The sequence below is a fragment of the Massilia sp. MS-15 genome (assembly GCF_020176695.1).
GTDB lineage: Bacteria > Pseudomonadota > Gammaproteobacteria > Burkholderiales > Burkholderiaceae_D > Telluria > Telluria hydrophila.
This window is the reverse complement of record NZ_JAIWIA010000048.1, coordinates 12,844-34,653: the sequence shown is the minus strand read 5'-3', so window position 1 is coordinate 34,653 and position 21,810 is coordinate 12,844. Positions and strand designations below refer to the sequence as shown.

The following is a 21,810-nucleotide window of genomic DNA, read 5'->3' as shown; positions in this document are numbered from 1 at the left end:
TCCGCTTCCTGCTGGTATTCACCATCCCACGCCGGATCAAGTGCAATATTGTACTTGCCATCGTTTCCAGTCATTAGCGCTTTGACATTGTTGACGGATACTACTCGAAGCGCGTCGCTTCGAGTGGCCTGCAACAGCGGTACAAACGTGTCGCGCTCGTATATATAATGCACTAGCCGTTCACCTGCCACGAGTCCCCGGTGCTCGATACTTTCGAATGCCAAAGTGTCGCCGTCCCAGCCGTACATGGTTCGGTCCGTCTCCCGAACGACAGTGCCATCTATCGTCCCGCTATGCTTGGCAATGCGCCGCCCTAGCGGATCGTAGGCAAAGGTGGTGCCGCTATGCCAGGTTGTGGCACGGGTCATTCGATTGAACGCATCCCATTCATATTCAGACCGAAGGCCGTCCTGGGTACGTTCCACGAGGTTGCCGCGTTCGTCGTAGCGGTAGCGGACGCCGGCATATTCCTTGAGTAGGTTGTCTAGCAATTTCGGTAACGGGACACGATGGGCAATGCGATCGTGCTCCGCGATATCGGCTGCCTCGATGTTGCTGGCTGGATCGAAGGCAAAGGTTTCACGACCCAACGCGGTGTTTGCGGCCAGCAGCCGTCCCACTGGGTCATAGCGATATTCGAGGCGTCCGCGCCGGCTGTCTTCGAGACTGGTGAGCTGGCCTGACGGGTCGTACCGGTAGCGCCGCAGGATCGCGGCTTGCATGCCGACTTGAACGTCTGGACGGTACATGTTGGGGGGCGAATCCCAATCTTTCTGGCCTTCCTGTGCAGGGGCACCGAGCTGCTGCTCGATCAAGCGACCGGCCCGGTCATACTTCATCGTCTGGCGTATGCCGTTCGCCTGGGTACGCCCAATTTCCTGATACAACGCATCGTGCTCGAAGGACACGAGCTCTTGTCCGTCGAGCAGCAAGCCGTGTACGTGGCCAGCTCCGTAGGTCAGCCATTCGATGCGATGGCCATCCGGACGAATGGTGCCGGTGCGTTGGTTGAGCTCATCGTAGCGGTGGTGCCAAACCGCGGTGCGCTTGTCGGGAAAGAACGGCCCCTGGTAGTGCTGATGTTCGCGCACCAGGTTCCCGGCTGCGTCGTAGAACCATTGCAGACTGGCGTGTTCGTTTTTTGCTTCTGCCAGCTGACCGTTGGCGTTGTAGGCGAAGGTTTCGACTTGTTCCTGTCCGCCAGGGACTGCGGCCCGGCGTTGCACGAGTCGGTCCATCGCGTCGAAGTCAAGCCGGGTGATCACGCCGGCTTCGACGATTTCAGCAAGCACACCGCTGGATTCGTCATAATGGTACTCGGTGGTCTTGCCGTCGAAGCCCTGTTCCTGGAGCAGCCGTCCGATCGGGTCGTACTGAAAGCGATACACGCTGCCGTTTTCATTTTCCAGCGCGTTCAAGCGGCCCAGCGCGTCCCACTGGTATTGTAGGCTGTGCCCCAGCGCGTCGATGCGTTTCGCGATCATTCCGGCCGTGGTATAGCGGTAGGCTGTAGTACGTTGCAAGGCATCGGTGTGCGCAAGCAGCCGGCCCTCCGCATCATGGCGTAGTTGTTCCTCGCTACCGTCGGGGTAGACGACGGCTTCCAGTTGGCCAGGATGATTGCCGCTTCCGGTCCCCTCGCCATGCGCCTGGATCAGCGTTTCGGCACTGAGCGGGGTATAGCGGTAGCGGGTCACGTTGCCGGCGGCGTCGATGTTCTTGACGAGGCGCTTGCGGTCGTCGTACTCCCACCGGCTGCTGTGTCCGGAACAGTCGGTGTAGCTGGCAAGCTGGCCGTCCGGGGTATAGACGAGTTTCTTGACGCCGCCCTTGGCATCAGTGATTTCGACCGGCCGGCCAGCCTTGTCGTACGCGTACTGGGTCTTGTTGCCGCGCGGGTCAGTTTCCTCGACCAGGCGGCCCTGTGCATCGTAGTCGCGCTTCCACACGCCGCCTTCTCCATCGCGGATGCCGGTGACGCGGTGCTGGCTGTCGTATTCGAAGTGGAGTTCGCTGTCGTCAGCGCGCGTGTGGGTCAGCAGGTTGCCATGGGCGTCGTAACGGAAATGCTCGCTGCTGCCGTCGAGGTGAATGTGGCGGACGACGTTCTTGGCCGCGTCGCGGAACAGCCATTCCTCGCTCCCGTCTGGGTAGACGACCCGGTAGGTATAGCCGGCGATGTCGTAGTAGTATCGGGTCTCGTGGCCGAGCGCATCAAGTACATAGGTCAGGCGGATGTTCCTGTCCCATTCAAGCCGGGTGTCGCCGCTGCCGTCGTCCGCCCATTCACGGATCGCCTTGGCGTGAGGTCCGCTGTCGATACTGGTGTCATACGCGAGATTCATGCCGCGCCCGGTACGGTCGGAGTAGCGGGTGATCAGGTGGCGGTCGTACTGGTACTGCCAGGCGGCGCCGTTTTCATCCTGGGCACGGACCAGGTCGCCGTGCCCGTCGTAATCGTAGGCAGCTAGCTGGCGCCGCAGCTGGCCGTCCTTGATCTCCCATAGCGCGAGGATGCGGCCACTGTCGGGGTCGACTTGCGTACCGGCGTGGGCCACGATGGTCTCCCCCTGCTTGCTGACGATGTCGCTGAGCACCGCTTCGCCCGCGTAGGGACCAGTGACAACGGTGTGGTCGTAGCGCAGCCCGAGGGCGGCGCCATCGCGGGCATGCAGTGCGATCAACCGGAAATGCTCCTTACCCAACTCGGCTACCTTGGCACGCACGGTATCGACCAGCTCGTAGGTTTCACGCCAGGAACTGGATTCGCCTTCCGGCAGCGGCTTGCCGAAGTCGAGTGTGAGCAGGGTGGGGCTCATGCGGGTCAGCGTGATTTGTTCGACCGGATCGTGATGCCGCTCGCCGATGCCAAGGTAGGGGTAGCGGTGGCTGCGGCCGTCGGCGGCGTGGTAGAGCAGGGCGGCAGGCTTGCCTTGGCCGAGCACGTCGATGCGGGTGGTATACGGGGTGAGCCAGCGTGCGCCGAGCATGCCATGGTCATAGGCGCTCAGCTGGCTGCGGTACGTCCTGCCCCATTCGATGGGAAGGGGCGCATCTAGGACGAAATCGATATGGGTGAACGTCTCGGCGCCTGTGGCAAAGCTGATCGAGTGCGCTGTGCCGCCTTTGGCTGGGCACAGTTTGCAGGCGTTGGCGTCGCCCATGGCTGGCTGCTGCCGACTGGTAGCGCCCAGTTCGTGGCCTGGCTTGTTCTTCTTGTGCTCCGCGCCCTTGGCCGAGGGGACCAAGGTTGCATGCCGCCGCTTGTGTTTGACGACCGCATCCCGCAAGCGCATCAGTATCCACTGGATGCTCATCGGCTTCTGAGCGTCAGCCAAGGCAGCGAGCTTGTTACGCAAGGCTGGTTTGAAGGCGGTAAGGTGCTTGATGATGCCTGTTACCCCCGCAATGGCGCTTTCCGGCAGATGGCTCGCCGCCACTGCGACAGCGTAGTTCGCAGCTCTTTTGTACTGCTGGCCAAGAGCGCCAAGCATGCGGCGCCAGCTGCTGGTCACCTTGGGATCGTGCAGCCTGTCTTCGACTTCCGCCATGGCTGCCACCTCGAACAGAGGCTCCCGTCCGATGCAGCGATTGAGGATCTTGATCAGATCGTCGGCAATGCCGTCGGCAGTATTGGCGCACTCGTCGAGGATGCCAGCCAGCTTGCCCATCGCGCTGTCGACGAACGTTTCGATTTCTCCAGCCAGCGTGGCATTCAGGTGTACGATCAGCACCTCGACAAGGGCGCTGCCGAGATCCTTGACACCCAGTGCCAGCTTTTGCCTTACCAGATGCAGCGCCGGCCGCAGGCTCATGCGCGCCGCGCCCATCGCTGGCGGCACCGGAATCACGCCGATCAGGTTGATGCCCAGGCTAACCCACTGCAAGAAATCGATTTCCTTGGCACTCTTGTTAAGGCTTTTCTGGATGATCTCCACGATATCCATGATGGCGTCGATCAGGGCCATGATGTTGCCGATCACTGGCAGGCTGCCGGCTACCGTACTTAGGCGCTCCAGCGTCACGTAGTCATTGCTGATCTTGCGCAGCCATTTGTCGAAGGCGGCGGCACCAGCATTGATGTCCTGCTGATCGATCGTGTTAAGTGGCGCGACCGCAACTTCAGGTGCGCGTTCAGCAGGCTTGGATGGGGCTTGGGTGGGCTCGGTCATGGCGGCTTGCTAGATAATGGATTTTTTCAGGAACGAGGGCGGGACTTGCGCGTCGATGCGCGGCAGCGCGCCGGGCAAACCGAGGGTGGACGCAGCAGCAGGACTGGCGACACGGGACGCGCCATCGCCGACTATCGCCGCCGCACCTGGGAGCTTGCCTGCGACCTGGGCGAGGGCCGCTCGCCCAAGCGGAGCCAGCAGGGCTTGCGCGCCGCCTTTCCCCAGCGCCTGGGCTGCACTTGCCGCTTGTCCCGCGGCTTGTGCACTGGCGTCCAGCTTGCCGGCAGCACCTTGCAGGCTGCCGGCGACGCCTTTGAGCCCGCCAACTGTCCCCTGGAGACCCGGCGGCAGCTGCACTTTCGGCGGCACGAACGCCGCTGCCCGATTGAGAGGCGCTGTCGTGCTCGCGGCCGGCCCTCCCAGTACCTGGCTCGGCCATGCGGTGGCCTGCCCGAAGTAGCTAGCTTCGTCCCAGGGATCGCGCGGGTCCTTGCCATAGCTGACGGTGGCCATCCCCATCGGCAGGCCGCGCACACTGGCAAAACCGGTGGCGTCGAGGACGCCCCGATGGACCCCGCCCTCGGCATCAACGACGGTGTAGTCGCCTTGCCGGATGCCTTCCCTCCGGCCGCCGTCCTGATTGACGTATTGGTGGTACAGGTCAAGCTGCCCCGGCGGCAACTGCGTTGTCTGCGGCAGGGGCGGCGTGCCTTCGCTGCTGCCCGGTACCAGACTGTGGCGCGCCGCATGCTCGCGCCAGATGCCTTTGGTTCCGTGGAAAATCCCTGAGGCATTCCAGCGGCTGAAGCTCGTGCCGCCGTTGATCACGACTTCTTCTTTCGCCGTGATCGTGATCCGGTTGGCGGTATGGGTGATGTTCAGCTTGGCCAGGATGTTGACGCTGTCCTTCAGCGCGGTGATGTCGATGTCGGCGCTGGCTGCCACCAGCTTCATGCCGGCCTTGTAGGCGAACATGCGCACGGCTTCCCGTACGCTGACGAGCAGACTTTTGCCTGCGCTCAGGCTGGCATGGCCGCCGCTGGTCAAGGCGGTGTGTTCCACGCTCATCAGGTGGGTGGAGCCCTGGGTGGTCGTTTCGATGCCGGCGGGGCTGGCCAGGAGCAGGTGCGGAGCCTGGAATTCCGGGAATTCTCCTTGCGTGGGATCGCCACCCTGGCCCTTGACGGCCTCGACCTGTTCCTGCAGCGCGGCGGCGACCAGGTCCTGGTCGCCCGCCTGGTGCGCCCGCGCCTGCTGCGCAGCCTGCGACAGGCTGTCGTGCAACTCCTGGCCATGGACCATGCGGGCTACCGTCTCGGCCATGTCGGTGATGTGGGCGCGGGCGTTCGGCCGTTCTTCCGTGCTGAGCAGGAGACCACCCTGGGCTCGCACGACGCCGTGGCCGTCGGTACGCAGTTCGAAACCCTGGCCGCGTGCATCCTTGCGTCCGGCATTGTCTTCGATGCGGCTGATGTGGCCGAGGCTGAGCTGGCTGGCCAGGTGGTCGCTCTTGAGCTGAGCCTGGATCTGTCCCTGTGTGTCATCGAGCACCAGATGGTTGCTGCGCCCAGCCGGGGTGTTGCCGCCGCTGGCTGTCAGCTCCCGGCTTCGGAAGCCCGTCAACGCCCGCTGATCGGGCAGCTTCCACGGCGGCATATAGCTCTGGTTGTAGACCGAGCCAGTGACGATCGGGTGGTCGGGGTTACCGTCGAGCCATTGCACGATCACTTCGGAGCCCACCCGCGGATGGCTGGCCAAGCCCTTTTCTGCACCGGCCCAGTTGCTGCCTACCCGTATCCAACAGCTGCCGCTTTCGTCCCGGTCCCAGTGGAACTTGACCCGGATGCGCCCGTACTGGTCCACGTGCAAGCTACCCTGGCCTTCCGGGCCAACCACGGTGGCTGTCTGCAGGGCCAGCAGCCTGGTATCCGTGCTGTTGAAGCCTCTTCCCGGCCGCCAGGGCAGGGCCTTGCTCTGGCAGAGCAGCCGGTTACTGTACTCGGCAACTGTGTTCCGGCCTTGGAGGTAATTGTTGCTGGCGTCGTGATGCACTTCCAGGATGAGGAATGCATCATCCTCGCGCTCGCTGAAATGGTCGAGCAGCCTGAACCACCTGCCGGCAGCGGCGCGCCGGTTGTTGCCCTGCGCTTGATACAGCTTGCCGCGGGCCTCGATTTCTTCCATGTGCAGGCGCGCAAGCTGGTCGGCGCCTGCCTGGTGCCGGAAACCGTAATGCCCCGCGTACCGGTGCACTTCCAGCTGTGGGATATCGCCTTGCTGGTTGATGGTGAGGATGTCGGCATGTACCGGTCGCGGATGCTTGAAATCGAAGCCGCTTACTGCGGCCTGCGCGGAGGCCCACTGGCGCAGTACGCTCCAGTGGTGGATTGCGTTCTCCTCGGCCGCGCCACCGTCGCCGTGGAAGCGGATATCCGGCGAGGGACCGTCGATCGGCGCTGCAGTGCGGGTGTCGTCGCATACCTTGAGCGTATGGCCTTCTTCGCTATGCTCGTACCAATAGCTGTAGCCGGCTGCCTCCCAGCGCCGGCACAGGTAGTTGTGATCCGTCTCGTCCCATTGCGTGGCCATCGTGAACTGCGGCTGCTCGCCGGTGACTTTCCAGTCCCACGCAGGCAGAGCGCCATAGCCGGCGAAGATGCTCTGTACCTGCTCGCGCAAGCTCTGCGCATGGAACAGACGGTTGTTGCGGCGCAGGCGCGTGTATGCCAGCCATGGCATGAGGACGGCTTCGTAGAGGGCCAGGCCGCCGTCCGTCCTCACCAACTTGAACGACGCGACGTAGCCCGTGAACGGACGCAGGCTGCCATCCGCCTGAACGAGGGAAACGCACAGCAATTTGCCGTGCATCGCTTCAAGTGCAATCGCGGCGTCGTCGCTCAGCAGTTCGACCTTGAATTCGAAATCGCGCGACAGGTATTCGGTGCCGTGAAAGCGGTTCACCATCAGCCGGGCCGGCGGACCGTCCTGCCTCGGGAAGGACAGGCGCAGCAGTCGGGTGCCCTGATGGTCGTCCAGCAGTGCTTGCAACTCATTCATGGTGAGAGCTCACTCGTTGATGCGGGCGTTGTTGAATTCGAGTTGTTCGAAATGGCTGCCGGTAAACTCCACTTCCTCGCCTCGCACGCGCTCGCCGGTGATCCTGGTGCAAGAGCAATCCAGCAGGGCCACGTCGCGCCAGTGAGCGGCGTCGAAATTCAGGCCGTCCCAACTGCACTGCCAGAACCGGCAGCCGCTGAAACGGGAGTCGCTAAATGACGATTGGGAAAAGCTGCAGCCTGTGAAAACGCAGTTGGCGACAGCGAGCTTGTCGAAGTCGCAAGCGCTGAAACGGCAGGACTGGAAGGTGCAGCCAGTCCAGCTGGCTTGCCTGAACGTGACTGCCGAAAAGCTGCTACCGCTGAATACGGTGGCGGTAATCTGGATCAGGTCCAAGTCCAGACCTGCGTAGGAACCGCTATCGCATCCACCGGACAGGCAGGCTGGTGTGCCGCCCTGACCCAGCCGCCATGCGTGATGTCCTGCGAGCGTGAGTGTGGAATCCATGGGCATGGAATAGGCAAATAGTGGAGTTGTGCGGCCAGCAGCGGCTTGCGTCCCGCCTTCACCGCATGCGTGATACATTCAGCAAGCCGTCAGGCTTGCTGAATGTAGTTGAGGAAGTGCAATTGAGCAGTGACAAATCGCAAATTCTTGCGAAGTCGTCGTAAGGCAGTTTCCGGTCTCTCGGGACTGGATGCCTGGGGAAATGGAAAAGCGATGTTGCCAGCACGCCGGCGGTAGCAGTGGACGGGCTTGGTGCCCAGCGACGAGCTGGTAGTACAGCCGCGAAATATTCAGTCAGCCAGCCTGCAACCCGCTGCAGCCACGGCTGACCAGGGCATCAAGCTACCTGCTTGCAGCCATGCTGCTTCAACACCCGCAGCGTGGACGCCGGATTGTTCCGCAGCCTGTCCGCCGACCGTGTGGGACGGACAACCAGGTCGCCCCCGCAGTTCGGACAGGTATTGCGCAGCACGCCGGTGACGCAGTCCCGGCAGAAGGTGCATTCGAACGAGCAGATCATGGCCTCCGTCGAATCCGGTGGCAGGTCCTTGTCGCAGCATTCGCAGTTCGGCCGCATTTGAAGCATGTGTTTCTCCTTATTGATAGCAAACGATGCGCGCGGCGCGCCTTTGAGCGCCGCGCCGCCAGGTCAACGCATCTGCGTATAGTTCACCGGCACGAAGCGATACCCTTTGCCCTCCGTGCGCAGGTAACCCACGCCCGGGAACTGCAGGTGGGCTCCGCCGACCAGGTAGCCGCCCTTGGCCGCCGCATCGAATTCCTTCCTGCGGGTGGCTGCCGCCGCCTTCTGGTCGCTGTCGAAGGAGATCGTCACTGCAGGGTCTTCCATCTGCACCGCCGCTACGTGGATGAGGTCGCCTATCACGAGCAGCTTCTGGCCGCCGCTTTCGACCAGGTAGCTGGTGTGTCCGGGCGTGTGGCCGCCGCTCGGGTTGGCGCGGATGCCCGGCACCAGTTCGGCGCTGCCTTCGAAGGGCTTGAAGCGGCCGGCTTTCACATACGGGCCGAGCGCAGCCTGGGCCGCCTTGAAGCCGTCCTTGTCCTTGGCCTTGGCCATCGCGTCCTGGCTCAGCCAGTGGTCCGATTCCAGCTTGTTGGCGCGCACGATGGCCTTGCTGAACACGGCAGAGGCATCCTTCACCAGGCCGCCCGCGTGGTCGCCGTGGAAGTGGGTCAGGTAGATCTCGTCGACCTGCTCCGGGCTGTAGCCGGCGGCCTGCATGTTCGCCACCAGCTTGCCCAGGGTCGGGCCGAAGAAGGAACCGGCGCCGGCGTCAATCAGGACCAGCTTGCTGCCGGTATTGACCAGGTAGGCGTTGTCGGAGGTTTCCAGCATCGGCTTCAGGTGGGCGCGGGCCAGGGTGGCGCGGGTCTTGCCGGCTTCCTGGGCCAGCAGCTGGTCCACCGGCAGGTCGACCGTGCCGTCCGACAGCGGCGTCACTTCGAACTGGCCCAGCATCATGCGCGACCAGCCCGGCGCCGGAGTCTTGGCCATCGGCGCGGCGGCCAGGGCGGGAGCGGCCACGCACAGGGCCAGGGCGGCGGCGGCCAGGGTGGACAGGGTTCGTTGTTGGATGGTCTTCATCGCGGTCCTCGTGGTTGGTTGGCTGCCGCAGGGGAGGGCGGCAGGAGCGTTGCATATCCTACATGATTGCCCTGATGAATGCTTACCGCCGGGATGGGGGAATACGCGCCTTTCCAGGCTGTGGTGTAATGGCGGGTTCCATTTGTTGCATTGCATATCCATGTTCCCGTCGCTGTTCGAGCGGCTGAGGCGCCTGCGCCCGGCCGGACCTGCCTCCCTCACCCGGCAGCTGCCGGCCGCGCTCGGCGCGCTGCTGGTGCTGCTATTGACCGCCTTCATCAGCCGCAGCGTGCTGGGCGCTGCCGCCGTGCGCACGCTGCCCTTCCTGATCGCCCCGATGGCCGCCTCGGCCGTGCTGCTGTTCTGCCTGCCGGCGGCGCCGCTGGCCCAGCCCTGGCCCGTCATCGGCGGCAATGTCGTGTCGGCGCTGGTTGGCGTGGCCTGTGCCCAGGCGGCCGATCCGCTGCTGGCGGCGCCGCTGGCGGGCGGGCTGGCGATCGCCGCGATGGCCTCGCTGCGCTGTTTGCATCCGCCTGGCGGCGCGGTGGCCGTCACCGCCGTGCTGGGAGGCGCCGCGGTGCACGATGCCGGCTTCTGGTTCGCGCTGGCGCCGGTGGGCCTGAACTCGGTGCTGATGGTGCTGGGCGCGCTGGCCTGGAACCGGCTGTCGGGGCACCGCTACCCGCACGCCCAGCCCGCTGTCCGCCCGCCCGAGGCAAAGGCGGGCTTTGCCAGCGAAGACCTGGACGCGGCGCTGGACAGCTACGGCGAAACGCTCGACGTCAGCCGCGACGACCTGGCCTCGATCTTCGCCGAGACCGAGCAGCGCGCGGCCGCGCGCCGGGCGCGCAGGCATTGCTGTGGCGAGCTGGCCCATCCGGTACCGGCCAGCCTGGCGCCAGGCATGCCGCTGGCGGCGGCGCGCGCCCTCCTGGTGCGCCACCGGCTGCCGGCGTTGCCGGTACTGGACGACGCCGGACGCCTGAGCGGGGTGCTGAGCATGGCGCGCCTGGTCGCGGCCGGCGGCAGCGCCAGCCGGCCGCTGCCGGCGCGAGCGCGGCGCGCGACGGCGCTGCTGTTCGGACGCGATATGGCGCCCAGCGTGGGCGAGCTGGCCGAGACGGCGTTCGAGGCGGTCGGCGCGCAGGCGCCGGTCACGGAACTGCTGGCGCGCTTCCACGCGGGCGCGAAACTGGTGTTCGTGACCGACGGGGAGGGGAAGCTGGTAGGAATGGTGCAGCCCGGCGACCTGCTGGCCGGGCTGGAACTGGGAGTGATGGACGCGGCGGCCTGAGCCGCCGCGCCTGCCAGGTGCGACGCCGGCTCAGCCAGCGTCGGCGCCGCAGCACTTCTTGTACTTCTTGCCGCTGCCGCAGGGGCAGTCGTCATTGCGGCCGACCTTCGGCTCTTCGTGCTTGACGGTCTCGACGGCGCCCTTGCGCAGCGGCAGCCAGTAGCGGTAGATGGCCGGGATGTTCGCCTCGATGTCCAGCGCCAGCTTGTGCGCCTTGTGCGGGTCTTCCACTTCCGGCAGTTCCGATTCGTCGATCTCGTCGGCGCCGAGCAGGTAGATCGGGCGCATCAGCTCGGCCACTTCGGAGTCCCAGACCGGGTCCCAGGAGCCGGGGCGCAGTTCCATGCCTTCCCAGAAACCCCAGCACCAGGCCTCGGCGTCGATCAGGGTCTCCTGGCCAATCTCGTGCTCGCAGAACAGCGGCTCGAATTCCTTGGGCGCGGCCTCGAAGGTGATCAAGACTTCGTTCATGAAGCGCATGATCAGGTTGATGATGCGCTGCTCTTCCTTCGGGTTCTTCCAGTTCGGCGCCTGCTTGCCGTCCTCACCCCAGATGCGCGGCAGCCATTCGGCCGGCATGATGGTTTCCGGACCGATCGCGATCGCGGTCAGGTAGCCGTGCAGGGTGTCCATCGTCATCGCATCCTCGGGGGAGCGGTCGGACAGCAGGAACTGGTCAAGTTCGTCGAATTCTTTATCGGTGAGGGGCTCGTCGAGATGCATGGATGATCTTGTTGCGTAGAGGGGAAAGGCGCCAGTGTAACGCCTGCGCCGCCCACGGGCACGGATTTCTGGGGCAAGGGCGGCGCGGCGCTTACAATGTGGGGATGGACAACCACGCTACCCCGGCCCCTGCGCCAGCCCATCCGTTCGCGCGCCTCGATCCGCACACCGTACTGGAGGCGCTCGAGAGCGTCGGCCTGTACGGCGACGGGCGCCTGCTGGCACTGAACAGCTATGAGAACCGGGTGTACCAGGCCGGGCTCGAAGACGGCCTGCCGGTGGTGCTCAAATTCTATCGTCCGGAGCGCTGGAGCGATGCGGCCATCCTCGAGGAGCACGCCTTCGTGGACGAGCTGGCCGGACACGAGATCCCGGTGGTGCCGGCCACGCCCATCGGCGGGCGCACCCTGCACGCGCATGCAGGCTACCGCTTCGCCGTGTTTCCGCGCCGCGGCGGCCGCGCGCCGGAACTGGGCGACCCCCGCACCCTCGAATGGATCGGCCGCTTCATCGGGCGCATCCACGCGGTCGGCGCGGCCCGGCCCTATGCGTCCCGTCCCACGCTCGATGCGCACAGCTTCGGGCGCGAACCCTACGATTACCTGCGCAGCCACGGCTTCGTGCCGCCCGAGCTGGCCGCCACCTGGGCCAGCGTGGTCGAGCAGGCGCTGGACGGCGTGGCGCGCTGCTACGCGCGCGCCGGCGAGCTGCCGCTGCTGCGCCTGCACGGCGACTGCCATGCCGGCAACGTGCTGTGGACGCCCGACGGCCCGCATTTCGTCGACTTCGACGACAGCCGCATGGGCCCGGCCGTGCAGGACCTGTGGATGCTGCTCTCCGGCGAGCGCCAGGAGATGGTGGGCCAGATGGCCGACGTCCTGGCCGGCTACGAGGATTTCTGCGATTTCCACCCGCGCCAGCTGTACCTGGTCGAGGCCCTGCGCACCCTGCGCCTGATCCACTATTCGGCCTGGCTGGCGATGCGCTGGGACGATCCGGCCTTCCCGGCGGCCTTCCCCTGGTTCAATACCCAGCGCTACTGGCAGGACCGCATCCTCGAGCTGCGCGAGCAGGTGGCGCTCATGGACGAGCCGCCGCTGTGGCCCGTCTAGCCGGGAGCGGTCAGGAATTGGCAGTGTTTTGCTGCCCAGTTCGGCGTGCCACGTGCGCGCGAATTCCCGGATAATCGGCAGGACGCGAGCTGCGTGCGCCAACGAGAACGATCATGGAACCCATCAAGCCCGAATCCGACCCCCGCGACCAGAACGCGTCGACCGACTTCACGATCGACCTGAGCCAGGTGGAGGCTGGGCCCGCGCGCGCGCGCGGCCCGATGGACATGCGCGATATCCAGGCGGCGATCGCACGGGTGGAAGCCGAGGCCAAGGCCAACGTGGCGGCCGAGAGCCGCGCCCACGCCGAGTCGCGCGCCCGCTCGCTGGCCGAGGAGCGCGCCGCCATGGATGCGGCCGCCACCGCCGCCGCGCTGGCCAATGCGCAGGCCTCGGAAGAAGCCATCGCCGCCGAGCGCGACCGGCTGGCCACCCTGCGCGCCGCGGCCCAGGCGTCCAGCGAGCGGCTGGAGGCGATCCGCCAGGAGACGGCCGATCTGCGCGCCCGGGTGCAGCAGGAAACCGAGACCCGGGTGGCGCTCGAGGCGCGCGCCCGCGCCGAGGAAGACGCGCGGCGCCGCGCCAGCGCCCAGGTCGAGGCGCAGGCCGAGATCGCCGCGCAGGCCGCGCGTGCGGCCGAGGAACTGACGCAGCAGACCGAACAGGCGCGCCTGCAGGCTGCCGAGCGCATGGCGGCGGTGGAGGCGGCGCGCGAAGAGGTGCTGCACAACGCCAGCGCCGACGCGCGCGTGGCGATCCTGGCGCGCGAGCGCGAGCGGGCCGAACGGGCCGCCCGCCACACTGCCGAAAAACTGGAACAGGCGGAAGCCGAGGCGCTCGAACTGAGCCAGCAGCGCGAGCGCGCCGACCAGGTGGCGCTGGCGGCCGCCTTTGCCCGCGCCGCGGCCGAAGCGCGGGCGCTGGAAGAGGCGCGCGCCCTGGCCCACATCGAGCAGGAGCGCGAGGCGATCGCGCTGGCCCAGGCCGAGTCGGAACGGGTTGCTGCGCAGTCGCTGCGCATGCGCCTGGACACCGAGAAGGAATTGCGCGACGCCGCCACCCACCGCGAACGCCTGGAACAGATGGCGGCGTCCGCGCTCGAAGCGCGGCGCCAGGCGGAGGCGCGCATCCTGGCCGCCACCGAGGCCCGCATCGAGGCCGACCGCCGCCTGCGTCAGGTCGCTGCCGAGCGCGCCCGCAGCGAGGAAGAAGCTAGCCAGGCGGTGGAGGAGCGGCTGGAAGCCGAAGCGCTGGCCGCCAGCCACGCCCGGGAACGCGCCGCCGCCGATGCGGCCGCGGCCGCCGCGGCGCTGCGCCAGGCCGAGGAAGAAGGACGCGCGCGCGCGCTGGCCGAGGACCGGGCGGCCCTGGCCCAGGCGGCGGCCGAGGCCGGGGCCACGCAGAATGCGCTGGAAGATGCCGCCATGGCGGCCCTGCGCGAACACGACGCCGCGCGCCAGCGGGCCGAGGACGCGGCGCGCCAGCGCGCCAGCGAAGCTGAACGCCTGACCCAGGCCGAAAGCGCGCGGGCGCAGGCCGAGGAAGCGGCACTGGCGCAGGCGCGCGAACGCCAGCAGGCCGAGGAAGAACTGGCCGAGGCGGCCGCCGCGCGCGCCGCGGCCGACCGGGCCGAGGCGGCCCGGCTGCGCGAGCAGGCCGAGGCCGAACGCCGGGCCGAGGCCGCGCGCCAGGCCGAACGGGAGGCCGCACAAGCCGCGGCCGAGGCCGCGCGCGAGGAAGCGCGGCTGGCAGAAGCTGCCGCCACGGCCCAGCAGGCCCGCGCACGGCGGGCCGCCGAACTGACCGAGGCCCAGGCCGAGCGCGCCGCCATGGAGCAGCGCCAGCAGGACCTGCAGGAGGCCGCCATTGCCGAGGAAAGGGCCGCCAGCGAGGCGGCGCGCGAATCGCTGGCACTGCTGGAGCGCAAGCTGGAAGCGCAGCGCCAGCAGGCGGCGGCCGATGCGCGCGCCAACGAGGCGGCCACCGCGCGCCTGGCTTCCGAACAGGCCGCGGCCCAGGCGGCCCTGGCGCGCGCCGCGGCCGAGGAAGAGCAGGCGCGGCTGGCGCGCGAGCGCGAAGCAGCGGAACAGGCGGCGCTGGCGGCAGCCCTCGAAAAGCGCGATGCGCAGCGCGCCCTGCTGGAACATGCCCAGCGCCATGCCGAGACCCAGCGCAAGTCGGCCGAGGCGACCAGGCGCATGGCCGAAGCGCGCAAGGAACTGGCGGAGCTGGAAACCCGGCGGCTCGACGAACAGTCCGCCGAGCTGGCCGCCACCGAAGGGGCAATCGGTGAGCGCAAGGCCGAGGCCGCACACCGGGCGGTGTCGGTGAATATCACGCGCGAGGTACTGGGCCGCTTCAAGGGAGGCCAGCCGGCATCGGCGGCGCAGGCGGCGACCCGGCTGGCCGACGTGATCGCCACCCAGCGCAAGAGCGAGGAATGAGATCGAAACGCAGATATGCGCCGCGTATCACAGGCGCATGACTAATATCTAAGACGTATTACTGGGCCGGGCCGGCGTCGCTCGGCGCCACCGGGTTGACCGGACCGGTCACCGCCCTGGTGGCGAAGTAGCTGGTTTCGCCGAAGCAGGAGGTCGGCACGCCCACGTGCTGTTCGTAGGAGACCTGCACCCGCTGGCCCATGGCGTTCTGCAGCTGCTTGACCACCGCCTCGTCGCGCACGGTGAAGGCGAAGCGTTCCGGAATCGCTCCCGGCATGCTCGACAGCAGGAGTTCGCCTTCCCAGGTCTTGCACAGCCAGCCCTTCTTCGAGAACTTTTGCAGGTAGCCCGCCCGTTCCCCTTCCGAATACGACCAGCTGAGCGTAAACCAGGTGTACAGCGCAAACAGCGCGACAAGGACGGCGAGCAGGGACAGTAGCAGGGTGATGGCGCGTTTCGGCATGGTGGCTAGGCGTGGTCAGGTGGTTGGGTTGCCAGGATGGCAGCATCGCGGCCGCGCCATTCTGCCATGCCCGGGCCAAATCGCAAAGCCGGGCCTGCGCTAGGCGGCGCCCCCGGCCGCCATGCGCCGCCGGTAGCGCACCGAGGACCACAGCGAGACCAGGATGAAGGCCAGTCCCGACAGCCCCGTAAACCATTCCGGAATGTGGTAGTGGACGCTGGCGAACATGATCAGCGCCAGGATCCCGATCGCATAGTGCGCCCCGTGTTCCAGGTAGACGAACTCGTCGAGCGTGCCCTTGTATACCAGGAACACCGTCATCGAACGCACGAACATGGCGCCGATCGCCAGGCCCAGCATGATGATGACGACGTCGTTGGTGATGGCGAAGGCCCCGATCACGCCGTCGAAACTGAACGAGGCGTCCAGCACTTCCAGGTAGAGGAAGCCGCCGATGCTGCCCTGGGCGATGACCTTGCCCACCGCCGGGTCTTCTTCTTTACTCTCGAGCAGGCCGCTGAGCCATTGCACGCCGATGTAGATCAGCACCCCGGTGACGCCGGCGACCAGCACCGGCAGCTTGCGCGCCGGTTCCATCAGGTACATCGCCCCGCACACGGCCGACAGGGTGAGCAGGACGGCCAGGCCCTCGGTGCCGTACTTGCCGACCTTTTCCTCGATCCAGCCGAGCCAGTGCAATTCCTTTTCCTCGTCGAACAGGAAGTTCAGGAACACCAGCATCAGGAAGGCGCCGCCGAAGGCCGCCACCTCGGCGTGCTTTTCGGTGAGGTGACGCGAATATTCCTTCGGGTTGTCGATCGCCATGTGCCAGACCTCCACCAGGCCGAGGCCGGTGGCGGCCGAGACGATCACGAGCGGAAACAGCAGGCGCATGCCGAACACGGCCACCAGGATCCCGACCGTGAGGAAGAGCTTGCGCCAGAACTCGTTCCAGCCGCGCAGGACGGAGGCGTTGACCACCGCATTGTCGAAAGAAAGCGACACTTCGAGCACGCCGAGGATGGCGGTGATCCAAAGTGCTTGCAGCATGCCCGGAATGCCGCGATGCTCGTAGCCCCACCAGCCCGCGAGCGCCATCAGGATCACCGTGACACCGATCGACAACCGGAAATGCCGCATATCGTCTCCTCATCCATGCCTGTTGTTCAGAATACTACCGTCCCCGGCAGGGCAGTGGCGCTACGGAGTTCGCCGCCTGCGCGTGTTTTTTATCGCAAGTCCCGACTTGCTTCTGAGATAATGCCGCCTTGCATTATTCTGCATTGTTTACTTGGACTTCGACATGGATCTCGCCTATCTCGCAACACCCGTGCTGACCTGGATGCTGGTCGGCCCGATCAAGTTTCTGATTACCAGTGTGCGCCAGCGCCGCTGGGCCTTCAACCTGGTCGGCAACGGCGGCTTCCCCAGCAACCACAGCTCGGTGGTGACCAGCATGGCCACCCTGATCGCGCTGCGCGAGGGGATCGGCCATCCCGCCTTCGGGGTGGCGGTGACGCTGGCCTTCATCGTGATGATCGATGCCAACAGCCTGCGCCAGCACGTCGGGCGCCAGGCGGCGGCGATCAACCGCCTGGCCTGCGACACCGTGGGCCACAAGGTGCTGCGCGAGCGCATGGGCCACACCCTGGTCGAGATCGGCGGCGGCATCCTGACCGGCATCGGCATGGGCTTCCTGGTATTCGCCCTGTTCGGCGCCGCCTGAGGAAGCGTCCGGAAGCTGCATTCCAGTGGTGCGGAATGCAGCTCATCGCCAAATACCGCATTTCATCCCTCGATTTCCGCAGTACGCAGCGTCCTGCCTTGAAGTTGGCAGGGCACTACCTGATACTGCGCGCTGGCTGTCCATATTCGCATTTATACAAGAACAACCACTGAGTCCATTCTCTGGAGAACACAATGCTGCGCAAATCATTACTCGTCCTTGCCATCGCTTCGGCGCTCGTCGCCTGCAGCAAGGAGTCCAAGGAACCTGCCAAGCCGGGCGAACAGACCGCCCAGGCCAGCGCCAAGGGCGGTCCCAAGGACAAGCGCCCGTCGCAGCTGAAGGTTGCACCGGAAGACGTGCTGACCGTCCGGAGCGACACCCTGTCGAGCGGCCCGGTGGTCACCGGCTCGATCCAGCCGGAACGCAAGGCCGACCTGCGCGCCGAAGTCTCGGCCGTCGTGCTGCAGGTCCTGAAGGAGAATGGCGAGCCGGTCAGGCGCGGCGACGTGCTGGTGCGTCTGGATGAAACCGCGATTCGCGACACCGTCGCATCGGCCGACGAAGCCGTGCGCGCTTCCAGCCAGGCCCTCGACCAGGCCAACCGCCAGCTCGAGCGCATGAAGACCCTGCGCGCCTCCGGCATGACCTCGGCCGTTGGCCTGGACGAAGCCGAAGTGCGCCGCAACAGCGCCCAGAGCGAACTGTCGGCGGCCCGCTCGCGCGCCGCCACCGCGCGCCAGCAGCTGTCGCGCACCGTGGTGCGCGCGCCGTTCGACGGCATCGTCTCCGAGCGCAAGGTCTCGGCCGGCGACACCGCCACCATCGGCAAGGAACTGGTGAAGGTGATCGACCCGAACAGCATGCGCTTCCAGGCCCGCGTCTCGGCCGACGAGATCGCCAACGTGAAGCTCGGCCAGAAAGTCAACTTCCGCGTGAATGGCTATGGCGATCAGCAATTTGCCGGCCTTGTCAAGCGCATCGACCCGGCCGCCAACGCCATCACCCGCCAGGTCGAGGTGGTGGTGGAGTTCGCCGACAAGGCCCAGCCGAAGGTGGCCGGCCTGTACGCCGAAGGCCGCATCGACGCCCAGAGCACGAGCGCCCTGATGCTGCCGGAAGGCGCGATGGTCAAGGCGGGCGACACCGCCTATACCTGGCGCATCAGGGACAAGGTCTTGAACAAGGTCCCGCTGGTGGTCGGCGCGCGCGATGCACGTACCGGCAACGTCGAAGTCAAGCAGGGCCTGGTCGCCGGCGACCTTGTGCTGCGCTCCCCGAGCTCGAACCTGAAGGATGGCCAGAAGGTCGAGATGCCGCCGGCGCTGGTGGCCAGCGCAGCGAGCGCGGCCAACCAGGTCGCGGTGCAGGGCAAGTAACAAGGGAAATAAGGATAACTACAAATGTTCCTCTCCAATTTTAGTGTCAAGAGACCGGTCGCGACCGTCGTCATGATCGTGGCGATGATGCTGGTCGGCCTGCTTGCCCTGTCCAAACTGAAGGTCAACCAGAACCCGGACGTCGAGCAGCCAGGACTCTCGGTCAACATCCCGTATCCGGGCGCGTCGCCCGAGACCGTCGAACGCGAGATCACCAACCGCCTGGAAAAGCAGTTGCTGGCGGTCCAGGGCGTCACCGAGATCAATTCCAACTCGTACGAAGGCGGCGTGTCGATCTGGATGGAGTTCAACTTCGGCCGCAACGTCATCGAAGCCTCCGACGACGTGCGCAACGCGATCGCCGCGGTGCGCTACAAGCTGCCGGTCGAGATGCGCGAGCCGGTGCTGCGCCGCTTCGACATGAGCGCCCAGCCGGTGATGCAGCTGGCGCTGTCGTCGAGCACACAGTCGCATGCCGACATCTCGCGCTATGCCGAAGACGTGCTGGCCGACAAGTTCCGCGCCATCGAGGGCGTCTCGACCGTGAACGTGAACGGCGCCCTGCGCCGCGAGCTGTCGGTCCTGCTGCGCGCCGAGAAGCTGCGCGAGTACAACGTGTCGGTGTCGGAAGTCACCAACGCCCTGCGTACCCAGAACACCAATGCCCCGGTCGGCAAGCTGCGCAGCGAGCTGGACGAGAAAGGCATCCGCCTGGTCGGCCGCATCGAGCGTCCGGAAGACTTCTCCCAGATCGTGGTCAAGCGTAACGGCGACCAGATCGTGCGCCTGAACCAGGTGGCCGAGATCAAGGACGGCTTCGCCGACATCAACAGCCTGTCGATCCGCAGCGGCAAGCCGAACGTCGGCCTGCACATCGCCCGTTCGCCCGACGCCTCGACCGTGGCGCTGGCCAAGAAGGTGCACAAGGTGGTCGAAGAGGCCAACAAGGAAATGCCGCAGGGAACCAAACTCGACGTCGTCCAGGACGGCGGCGAACAGGCCCAGAGCAGCCTGAACAATGTGATCGAATCGCTGGTGCTGGGCGCGATCCTGACCATCTTCGTGGTGTACGTCTTCCTGAATTCCTGGCGCTCGACCCTGATCACCGCGCTGTCGCTGCCGACCTCGGTGCTGGCAGCCTTCATCGCCGTGTGGCTGTGCGGCTTCACGCTGAACTTCATGACCCTGCTGGGCCTGTCGCTGGCGATCGGCGTGCTGATCGACGATGCGATCGTGGTGCGGGAAAATATCGTGCGCCACATGGAAATGGGCTCGGACCGCCGTACCGCCGCGCTCGAAGGCACGGCCGAGATCGGCCTGGCCGTGGCCGCGACCACCTTCTCGATCATGGCCGTGTTCGTGCCGGTGGCCTTCATGCCGGGCGTGTCCGGCGAATGGTTCCGCCCCTTCGCCCTGACCGTGACCTGCTCGGTGATCGTCTCGCTGTTCATCTCCTTCACACTCGACCCGATGCTGTCGGCCTACTGGGGCGACCCTCCCGGCCACGAGCACGCACCGAAGAAGGGCCTGAGCCTGGCCTTGCAGCGCTTTAACCACTGGTTCGACCACCAGGCCGACCGCTACGGCCGCGTGATCGAATGGGCACTGCACCACCGCAAGTGGATGGGCGCCATCGCCGTCCTCAGCTTCGTCGGCGCCATCGGTCTGCACATGGCCTTCGGCGGCTCGAGCTTCCTGCCGAAAAGCGACCACGGCACCATCATGGTCGAGATCCGCACGCCGGCTTCGTCGAGCCTGGAATACGCACGCCGCAAGGTGGAGGCGGCTGCCGAGGCGGCCCGTACGATCAAGGAAACCGAGGACACCAACAGCTACGTCGACCTGAACGGCGGCCGCGTCTACGTCGACATCGGCAAGCGCAGCAAGCGCGAGCGCACCGGCGCCGAGATCGGCGCAGAACTGCGCGCCAAGATCGCTCCGCTGGTCGGCGCCGAGTACACCGTCATCGACGACCTGGGCGGCAACGGCAAGCCGGTCCAGATCGAGTTCACCGGTCCGGACTCGCGCAAGCTGATGGAACTGACGTCGGCCTACATGGAGAAGTTGCGCGCGGTGCCGGGCGCCGTCGACGTGACCCTGTCGGAACAGGATCCGAAGAACGAGCTCCAGATCGTGCTCGACCGCGGCCTGGCCAACGCCATGGGCATCTCGGTGAACGACGCCGCCCAGGCGCTGCGCGTGGCTTTTGCCGGCATCGAAGTGGGCGACTGGGTCGATCCGACCAGCGAGACCCGCGACGTCGCCGTGCGCCTGCATCCGGACGACCGCGTCAACACCGACAGCATCGAACGCCTGCCGATCGCGGTTGCCGGCACCGGCATGATGGTGCCGCTCGAGCAGATCGCCACCATCACCATGGGCAAGGGTCCGTCGGGCATCCGCCACAAGGACGGCGAGCGCCTGATCACCGTGTCGGCCAACGCCCAGGGCCGTTCGGCCGGCGAAGTGACCGCCGACGCCATGAAACTGGCCAAGACCTTCGACTTCCCGCCGGGCTACGGCCTGGCGCTGGGCGGCCAGGGTGAAGACCAGCAGGAACTGTTCACCGAGATGATCATCGCGCTGTTCTCGGGCATCCTGCTGATGTACCTGATCCTGGTGATGCAGTTCGGCTCCTTCACCGCACCGGTGGGCGTGATGCTGTCGCTGCCGCTGTCGCTGATCGGCGTGGTGCTGGCCCTGATCCTGACCAAGAACACGCTCAACCTGATGAGCATGATCGGGATCCTGATGCTGATGGGCCTGGTGGCGAAGAATGCGATCCTGCTGCTGGACGCCGCCCGCGCGCTGGAAAAAGAAGGAATGGACCGCGAAGAGGCGCTGATGCAGGCCGGCCGCAAGCGTCTGCGTCCGATCCTGATGACGACCTTCGCGCTGATCGCGGGCATGCTGCCGGTGGCGCTGGCGCTCGGCGACGCCGGCCAGTTCTACCAGCCGCTGGCGATCGCCATCATCGGCGGCACCATCACCTCGACGCTGCTGACCCTGCTGGTCGTTCCGACCTTCTACGACAGCATCGAGATCGCCCGCGACCGCATGGCTGCCAAGTTCGGCCGCCGTGCCAAGCGCTACAACGCGGCGCTGGCCTTCCTGATGACCTTTGCCGAAGCCATCCTGACCCTGGTGATGGTGCGCCTGGTGTTCCGCGGCATCCTGCGCCTCGGCCGCTTCGTGGCGCGCCGCGGACGCGGCACCCCACAGCCGGCCTGATCCGGGCAGGCGCGAGCCTGGACGATGGGAGCCAGCCTGCGGGCTGGCTCTTTTTTTGTCCTGCCGAAAGCAGGAAAGCCCGCAGCGCGGGCTTTC

The 21,810-nt window shown here is 66.2% G+C and carries 14 protein-coding genes; 6 read left to right on the top strand and 8 right to left on the bottom strand.

From position 1 onward, the window contains the following. The 5 genes from LCI23_RS17885 to LCI23_RS17865 form a co-directional block, all read right to left on the bottom strand. Positions 1 to 4,172, bottom strand: a 4,172-nt coding sequence (locus LCI23_RS17885; protein WP_224947806.1) for a DUF6531 domain-containing protein, incomplete at its 3' end; no start/stop codon positions are given. A gap of 9 nt (positions 4,173 to 4,181) precedes the next feature. Next, complete coding sequence (locus LCI23_RS17880; protein WP_224947805.1) at positions 4,182 to 7,229, bottom strand: type VI secretion system Vgr family protein; 3,048 nt, start codon at positions 7,227 to 7,229, stop codon at positions 4,182 to 4,184. A 9-nt stretch (positions 7,230 to 7,238) separates the two neighbouring features. Further along, complete coding sequence (locus LCI23_RS17875; protein WP_224947804.1) at positions 7,239 to 7,736, bottom strand: pentapeptide repeat-containing protein; 498 nt, start codon at positions 7,734 to 7,736, stop codon at positions 7,239 to 7,241. A 337-nt stretch (positions 7,737 to 8,073) separates the two neighbouring features. Then, positions 8,074 to 8,322 (bottom strand): DUF1272 domain-containing protein, encoded by a 249-nt coding sequence (locus tag LCI23_RS17870; protein ID WP_224947803.1) that lies wholly within the window; start codon positions 8,320 to 8,322, stop codon positions 8,074 to 8,076. Positions 8,323 to 8,385: 63 nt separating this feature from the next. Beyond that, positions 8,386 to 9,342, bottom strand: coding sequence for an MBL fold metallo-hydrolase (locus LCI23_RS17865; RefSeq protein WP_224947802.1), 957 nt, complete (start codon positions 9,340 to 9,342; stop codon positions 8,386 to 8,388). Between the two features lie 160 nt (positions 9,343 to 9,502). On the opposite strand from LCI23_RS17865, the gene LCI23_RS17860 reads away from it, so the two are divergent. Continuing rightward, a complete protein-coding gene (locus LCI23_RS17860) occupies positions 9,503 to 10,636 on the top strand; it encodes an HPP family protein (RefSeq protein WP_224947801.1) in 1,134 nt (377 codons plus the stop codon). 30 nt (positions 10,637 to 10,666) lie between these two features. On the opposite strand, the gene LCI23_RS17855 is transcribed toward LCI23_RS17860, so the two are convergent. Beyond that, the gene (locus tag LCI23_RS17855; RefSeq protein ID WP_224947800.1) at positions 10,667 to 11,359 is read right to left on the bottom strand and encodes a UPF0149 family protein; all 693 of its coding nucleotides are present in this window, start codon (positions 11,357 to 11,359) and stop codon (positions 10,667 to 10,669) included. A 104-nt stretch (positions 11,360 to 11,463) separates the two neighbouring features. Between LCI23_RS17855 and LCI23_RS17850 the strand changes: the two genes are divergently transcribed. Together LCI23_RS17850 and LCI23_RS17845 are read left to right on the top strand one after the other, a co-directional pair. Then, complete coding sequence (locus LCI23_RS17850; protein ID WP_224947799.1) at positions 11,464 to 12,471, top strand: serine/threonine protein kinase; 1,008 nt, start codon at positions 11,464 to 11,466, stop codon at positions 12,469 to 12,471. Between the two features lie 113 nt (positions 12,472 to 12,584). Further along, positions 12,585 to 14,915, top strand: a complete 2,331-nt coding sequence (locus tag LCI23_RS17845) for a hypothetical protein (RefSeq protein WP_224947798.1) — start codon at positions 12,585 to 12,587, stop codon at positions 14,913 to 14,915. A 58-nt stretch (positions 14,916 to 14,973) separates the two neighbouring features. Here LCI23_RS17845 and LCI23_RS17840 read toward each other — a convergent pair whose 3' ends face one another. Both LCI23_RS17840 and LCI23_RS17835 read right to left on the bottom strand, forming a co-directional pair. After that, positions 14,974 to 15,378, bottom strand: coding sequence for a hypothetical protein (locus tag LCI23_RS17840; protein WP_224947797.1), 405 nt, complete (start codon positions 15,376 to 15,378; stop codon positions 14,974 to 14,976). Positions 15,379 to 15,477: 99 nt separating this feature from the next. Further along, positions 15,478 to 16,518, bottom strand: a complete 1,041-nt coding sequence (locus LCI23_RS17835; protein ID WP_224947796.1) for a DUF475 domain-containing protein — start codon at positions 16,516 to 16,518, stop codon at positions 15,478 to 15,480. Between the two features lie 163 nt (positions 16,519 to 16,681). Between LCI23_RS17835 and LCI23_RS17830 the strand changes: the two genes are divergently transcribed. The 3 genes from LCI23_RS17830 to LCI23_RS17820 all read left to right on the top strand — a co-directional run bounded on the left by LCI23_RS17830 (position 16,682) and on the right by LCI23_RS17820 (position 21,714). Beyond that, a complete protein-coding gene (locus LCI23_RS17830) occupies positions 16,682 to 17,104 on the top strand; it encodes a divergent PAP2 family protein (RefSeq protein WP_224947795.1) in 423 nt (140 codons plus the stop codon). 194 nt (positions 17,105 to 17,298) lie between these two features. Further along, positions 17,299 to 18,483, top strand: coding sequence for an efflux RND transporter periplasmic adaptor subunit (locus LCI23_RS17825; RefSeq protein ID WP_224947794.1), 1,185 nt, complete (start codon positions 17,299 to 17,301; stop codon positions 18,481 to 18,483). A 24-nt stretch (positions 18,484 to 18,507) separates the two neighbouring features. Beyond that, a complete protein-coding gene (locus tag LCI23_RS17820) occupies positions 18,508 to 21,714 on the top strand; it encodes an efflux RND transporter permease subunit (RefSeq protein WP_224947793.1) in 3,207 nt (1,068 codons plus the stop codon). Positions 21,715 to 21,810: the final 96 nt, after the last annotated feature.

Excerpts from the sequence above, each read along its gene's own strand:
- LCI23_RS17865 (WP_224947802.1), bottom strand. The coding sequence starts at position 9,342 with ATGAAGACCATCCAACAACGAACCCTGTCCACCCTGGCCGCCGCCGCC.
- LCI23_RS17825 (WP_224947794.1), top strand. The coding sequence starts at position 17,299 with ATGCTGCGCAAATCATTACTCGTCCTTGCCATCGCTTCGGCGCTCGTC.
- LCI23_RS17870 (WP_224947803.1), bottom strand. The coding sequence starts at position 8,322 with ATGCTTCAAATGCGGCCGAACTGCGAATGCTGCGACAAGGACCTGCCA.
- LCI23_RS17830 (WP_224947795.1), top strand. The coding sequence starts at position 16,682 with ATGGATCTCGCCTATCTCGCAACACCCGTGCTGACCTGGATGCTGGTC.
- LCI23_RS17845 (WP_224947798.1), top strand. The coding sequence starts at position 12,585 with ATGGAACCCATCAAGCCCGAATCCGACCCCCGCGACCAGAACGCGTCG.
- LCI23_RS17835 (WP_224947796.1), bottom strand. The coding sequence starts at position 16,518 with ATGCGGCATTTCCGGTTGTCGATCGGTGTCACGGTGATCCTGATGGCG.
- LCI23_RS17850 (WP_224947799.1), top strand. The coding sequence starts at position 11,464 with ATGGACAACCACGCTACCCCGGCCCCTGCGCCAGCCCATCCGTTCGCG.
- LCI23_RS17875 (WP_224947804.1), bottom strand. The coding sequence starts at position 7,736 with ATGGATTCCACACTCACGCTCGCAGGACATCACGCATGGCGGCTGGGT.
- LCI23_RS17820 (WP_224947793.1), top strand. The coding sequence starts at position 18,508 with ATGTTCCTCTCCAATTTTAGTGTCAAGAGACCGGTCGCGACCGTCGTC.
- LCI23_RS17880 (WP_224947805.1), bottom strand. The coding sequence starts at position 7,229 with ATGAATGAGTTGCAAGCACTGCTGGACGACCATCAGGGCACCCGACTG.
- LCI23_RS17860 (WP_224947801.1), top strand. The coding sequence starts at position 9,503 with ATGTTCCCGTCGCTGTTCGAGCGGCTGAGGCGCCTGCGCCCGGCCGGA.
- LCI23_RS17840 (WP_224947797.1), bottom strand. The coding sequence starts at position 15,378 with ATGCCGAAACGCGCCATCACCCTGCTACTGTCCCTGCTCGCCGTCCTT.
- LCI23_RS17855 (WP_224947800.1), bottom strand. The coding sequence starts at position 11,359 with ATGCATCTCGACGAGCCCCTCACCGATAAAGAATTCGACGAACTTGAC.